Here is a 4,038-nt window from a genome sequence, read left to right on the forward strand (position 1 = left end):
ACATTGAATTATGCTATTCAGGATGTTCGGAAAGAAGCAAGACAAGCTGCTGCTATTGGTCTAGCGGTGTCCAACTTGCGTTACAATGATGCACCAGGAAAGTTAAGTGTTGCACTTGGTAGTGGTATATGGCTTAATCAGTCCGCATTTGCTCTTGGTGCTGGTTATACATCTGAAGATGGAAATATTCGCTCTAGTCTATCTGTGACAAGTGCCGGAGGGCGCTGGGGTGTAGGTGTAGGATTAAGCTTAACTCTAAATTAATAAAATTCACTACGATTATTTTCAAAAACGCTCCTGTCTATACAAGACAGGGGCGAAAAGAGTTACACGATTAAAAGAACGACTCCCATAAATAACAATGCCAGCATTAATGTTGAAAATAAAAAAAGAGAAAATGTCTGAAGAGTGGTGTGTTTTACGCAAATTTGACAGAAGTCGTGGAGGGGGCTAGTTGGTTGTTACATGACAGTAAGCAGCGGATTAAGAAAGTTTTTGATGATACGAAAAAATATGTAGATAAATATTTTTCTGAATCCAAGGATAATGCGATGAGTAATGGTGTTAACGAGTCGAAATCCTAAACCGATATAAAATTTGAAACGTTTAGTTATGATATTAAGAGCGTACGGAAAGAGGCAAGGCAAGCAGCCGCCGTTGGTCTAGCAGTATCCAACCTACGTTACTTTGACGAGCCGGGATCTTTGAGTGTCTCATTTGGTAGCGGCACATGGCGTGGACAATCCGCATTTGCTCTTGGTGCTGGTTATACATCTGAAAACGGAAAAATCCGCTCTAATCTCTCTGCCACGAGTGCTGGTGGTCATTGGGGCATAGGTGGTGCAATTACTCTGAAAATAAAATAATACGAACAACGAAAATAGAACAAAACATCCACCCTTATTTATTGAAATAAGGGTGGATGTTTTTTTTACAGACGCACAGTATTTATCTAGAGATAAGCATAATATTTGATGAGGCTATAAACTGTGAGGTTTTATAGAAGATTTTTCTATATTTTGTTGAAAAAAGATCACAGTAGAATCCATATTGCTAAAAAGCTATATTTTTATGTTGCTATTTTCTTGAACAGCCTATAGCTGTATGAAAATGTATATTAGTAAGACTCATTTTGATAAAATAATTCAAAGGGGGATAAGTAGTGCGTAAAGATAAAAGGTACATCACGGGACCACGCATATATCATTATATGATATATTAAAAAGAAAAAATCCAACTAAAAAACCAGTTATCCAAAGAAGAATATATTCCGGACATATTACAATTTCTTTTTACTTTACTTATTATTAACAAAACCATGCTTTCTAATAAAAATAAAGTCTATAATTAGGAAAATACATACTAAAACCTAGTACAAAGGATTTTATAGTAATCACTACCAAGTAAAAAGTAATATCAAATATACAAGGCCTCTTTTTTAGTTAGGAAAAAACAGCACACTAAAACCCTTAGACTCTAAATGTGTTATCTTTATGTCCACAAAACATAATCAAAAAGACAAGCATTTAGATCTCAATACAGAGAGCACAAACAGAACAAGACTAAAGACTCAAAACGTTCACACTCTAAGCAATGATCGTCTACTCTGAATTCCAAAGACATCAATAATGCTAAAATGTGTCTTTTTTATGTTTTGGAGGTGTTTCTAAGTTTTTTCATTGGAGAGTTTGTTATGAAAAAATTATATGCCCCACAAGCAGCGAGTGAATTAAAACGTTCTCGTTTTTCTTTTGTTAAAGTTCTTTCGTTGGCTACAGCGGCTACATTCTTATCGAATGTTACGCCTGTTTTTTCAGCAAATCCTGATTTTAGAAACACGTTTCTTGAGGGTGTAAAAAGTGCCGGTGTGTCTTATCCACAAAGCCTTCTCTCTGTTGCTGGTTTGAATGCTTCTGAAGATTACGCAAATTTTTTAACCAAAACCCTTTCTGGTAAGAGCGATAAGAGTTCTATCGTAAATGTTCTTGCGGACGATAGCAAAAATTTATTGGTCAGAACCCTAGATACAGACGAGCAATATAAAAAGTCTCTCATTAGTCCACGGTCGCTTGTTCGTGATAGCTCTACAGCCCAACAGTTTTCAGGGAATAATGAGAATGCAGCCCCTGTTAATGTTTCTGACCTTTTGCGGGGTGGAACTGCAGGAATGCAACGTTCTCAAGATAACAATGTTATTTTGGGTAGTGGGATTAATTATACAAAAAGCAAGTGGGGTGTTTTTATTGGTGACAATGTGGTTGGTAGTGTTGGTGGGAGAGGTACATACGGTTCTGTTGCTATCGGGTACAGTGCAAAAGCTGGTGATGGTTGGAGTACTGTTATTGGTTATATGGCAGAGTCACCTAAGGGCGCGTATGGTACTGTTGTTTTAGGGCGGGGGGCAAAAACGGAAGGTGTTTATAGCATTGCAATCGGTGGTGTTGGAGCTAATCCTGGATCTAAAGAACAGGATATTGATGAAAAAAATAGAGTACTTGCAACTGGTGATTATGCAATGGCTCTTGGTTATGGCGCGAAGAATTATGCAGAAAAGGGGATTGTTCTTGGTTACAATGCATCTGTAACAAAGGAGGCGCTGTATGGTATTGCTATAGGTAATCAGGCAAGTGGGACAGGTGAATCTAGTATTGCTATAGGTTCCATGTCTCACGCTTTGGGTCCAAGCAGTATCGCAATGGGTGTCAATTCTATAGTTTCTGTACAAGGTGGTGTTGCTATAGGAAGTGATACTATCGCTGATAGGGCTGCAGGTGTTTCAGGATATACTTCTTCGCTGCAGGGGGCAACAGAAAGCACTGAAGCGCAATGGAAAAGTAAGCAGGGTGCCGTTAGTGTTGGTAATTCTAGTAAGGGCATAACGCGGCAGATTACAGGTGTAGCAGCTGGTAGTGAACTTACTGATGCAGTAAATGTTGTACAGTTAAAAGACTTAGAAAGTGTCGTAAGAAATGGTGGTTGGAAACTATCTGTTGGGGGTAAGGATGATAAGACCGTTATCATGGACAGCGCGGTAGATTTTTCCGCTGGAAGTACAAATCTTCAAATTAGCAAAGGCAAAGATAATAATAATATAAAATTTGATCTAGCTAAGGATATTGCAGTCAATAAAGTAACTGCAGGAAACAGTACCTTAGATGCAACGGGCTTAGTGATTTCTGGTGGACCGAAAATAACAACGGGTGGTATTGACGCTGGTAGTAAGAAGATAACAGGCATTCAAAATGGCGCACTCACAGCAGAATCGACCGAAGCGGTCAATGGTTCCCAACTTTTGGCAACAAATACTGAAATTAATGAAGTAAGAGACAGTATTCTTGTTAAGCAAGTAGCAGAGATGGCTTTGACGCGCAGTCTCCGTGATGGAGGAACGGGCCTTATCACTATTGGTAAGGGAACAGGTGGTACCGAAATCAGTATTCTAAATAAGGATAATGGAGGGCGGAAACTTTCCGGTCTACTTGGCGGGACAATCAATGAAAATTCAGACGAAGCTGTAAGTGGTTCTCAGCTTCATACCCTAGGGAGCAGTGTTGCATCTTATTTCGGTGGTGGTGCTGACTTTGGAAATGGAAACTCAGTAGGTCCTACTTTTAAGATCAAAACTTTCGATACTGATGGAGAGGAAAAAAGAGAGAGTTATCAGAATGTAGCGGATGCGTTTGAGGGTGTTAATACGGCTCTCACGAATGTTCAGGATAAATTGACTGAACAGGTTAATAATGTGATTACCAAAGTGGAAAGCGAAAGCTTTGTTCAGCAAGATAAGACAACGAGTCGTCTCACTATTGGTGCAAAAGTAGGTGGCACAGAACTCAATATCGCAAATAAAGACAAAGGGGATCGGACACTTTCAGGTGTTGGTGAAGCAACAAAGGATAATGAAGCAGTTAACAAAGGTCAGCTTGATAAAGGTTTGAAGGATCTTTCTACCAGCCTTCAGTCAGATGACTCGGCTGTTGTTCATTACGATAAAAAAGAGGGTGATAATGGCGGCATTGATTACACGAGTGTGACTTT

3 protein-coding genes and 1 pseudogene are annotated in these 4,038 nt (G+C 39.2%); all 4 read left to right on the plus strand.

Annotated features, from left to right (window positions below):
- On the plus strand, positions 1-264 hold a 264-nt coding region (locus ACFIM6_RS09385), incomplete at its 5' end, for a YadA-like family protein (RefSeq protein ID WP_375612610.1).
- Positions 265-413: 149 nt separating this feature from the next.
- The gene (locus ACFIM6_RS09390; protein ID WP_375612611.1) at positions 414-584 is read left to right on the plus strand and encodes a hypothetical protein; all 171 of its coding nucleotides are present in this window, start codon (positions 414-416) and stop codon (positions 582-584) included.
- Positions 585-617: 33 nt separating this feature from the next.
- On the plus strand, positions 618-866 hold the full coding sequence (locus ACFIM6_RS09395; RefSeq protein ID WP_375612612.1) for a YadA-like family protein: 249 nt from the start codon (positions 618-620) through the stop codon (positions 864-866).
- 827 nt (positions 867-1,693) lie between these two features.
- Positions 1,694-4,038, plus strand: a pseudogene (locus ACFIM6_RS09400) (hypothetical protein); the annotation flags it as partial.

This window comes from Bartonella sp. AA9NXGY, assembly GCF_042196845.1.
Taxonomy (GTDB): Bacteria; Pseudomonadota; Alphaproteobacteria; order Rhizobiales; family Rhizobiaceae; genus Bartonella.